The sequence below is a fragment of the Peribacillus sp. P4_C12 genome (genome assembly GCF_056402095.1).
The window spans coordinates 1-1,396 of sequence record NZ_JBFUIB010000768.1 but is presented as its reverse complement, the minus strand read 5'-3'; the positions used below and the strand labels follow the sequence as shown (position 1 = coordinate 1,396).

Annotated in this window: 2 protein-coding genes; both read right to left on the bottom strand. The window is 37.0% G+C overall.

Annotated features, from left to right (window positions below):
• On the bottom strand, positions 1-463 hold a 463-nt coding region (locus tag AC1DUW_RS28800; RefSeq protein ID WP_477644184.1), incomplete at its 3' end, for a cysteine hydrolase family protein.
• 347 nt (positions 464-810) lie between these two features.
• Positions 811-1,396, bottom strand: a 586-nt coding sequence (gene sigH / locus AC1DUW_RS28795) for an RNA polymerase sporulation sigma factor SigH (RefSeq protein ID WP_477644183.1), incomplete at its 5' end; no start/stop codon positions are given.

The window sequence follows — 1,396 nt, the reverse complement described above, 5'->3', positions numbered from 1 at the left end:
TTACATGGGTATGTTCGATAATGCGGGGGGCTGATAGGTGATCTGCATCACTCGTGGTATGAGCATCTGTGATGAGGGTGACGTTATAATCTAAATCAAAGGCTCCTCGACACGTAGAATCAACACAGAATTCCGTCTGTGCACCACAAATGTAGATGTGCGTTGCGTCTAGCTTGTCGAGTGTTTGTTTTAAAGGTGTGTGAGTAAATGAATTTGGCACGGTTTTATAGATGGTAACCTCTTGATGGAGGGGCTTCTCAAGTCGTGGGTGAAACTGCCATCCAGGTTCGCCCTTACTCATCGGACCTTCTGGATATTCGTGTTGAATATATATAATCGGTATCTGTTGCTCTCTTGCACAACGAATTAATCGGTTAATTTTGTCAATTGTCTTATCGCGTTTATACCCGTGTTCAACAACGGCCGTTTGCACATCAATGACAACTAATACTTTCTTTCCCAACCGTAAACATCTCCTTATTTCACTTATTTTTATAGTAACAAAACTCTTATTCGTTAAATATTAAGAAGTGATATTATTCTTAGTTTATTTAGCTATACTGCCTAAATATACCTTAAATAACCTTAACATAAAGAAAGAGCACAATTCTTGCTACAGAATTGCGCCCATTGCGGGAATAAGTAAGGCACAATTTCTTTGTTTGTCTATTTAATATAAAACTTCTTATGGGCAATGAAAAAACCACAGAAACTGCCTGGCCCTCCAAGCAACTTCTGGGGTTGAAAATAACGACGTTTTTAATTTTCAAATGGAACTATATATCAATTTGGGAAATTTAAACGAAGTTATCAGATAGCCATCCTTATCCCCAGATGCCGTTCAAGTTTTCTTTTTACTCGTTGGAGAGCATTATCAATCGACTTTACATGCGTGTTTAGTTCTTCAGAAATTTCAACATATGATTGTCCATCCATATATAAGGCCAACACTCTTCTTTCCAAATCACTAAGCAATTCTGATATTTTTAGTTCTATATCATCAGCTTTTTCTTTGTTAATGATTAATGCTTCCGGATTCGTTATTTTTTCACCGGATATCATATCCATAAGCGTATAGTTAGATTCTTCATCATAAAGAGGCTTGTCAAGAGAAACATACGAATTTAGAGGTGCATGCTTTTGACGAGTAGCCGTTTTGATCGCGGTTATAATCTGTCTAGTGATACAAAGTTCAGCAAAAGCTTTAAAAGAAGTCATCCTGTCCTCTCTAAAGTCACGAATAGCTTTATATAGACCAATCATTCCCTCTTGAACAAGATCTTCTTTATCTGCGCCAATTAAAAAGTATGGGGTTGTCTTCGCACGAACAAAATTCTGATATTTATTAATTAAAAAAGCCAATGACTCGCTATCTCCACTATGAACCATCTTTACC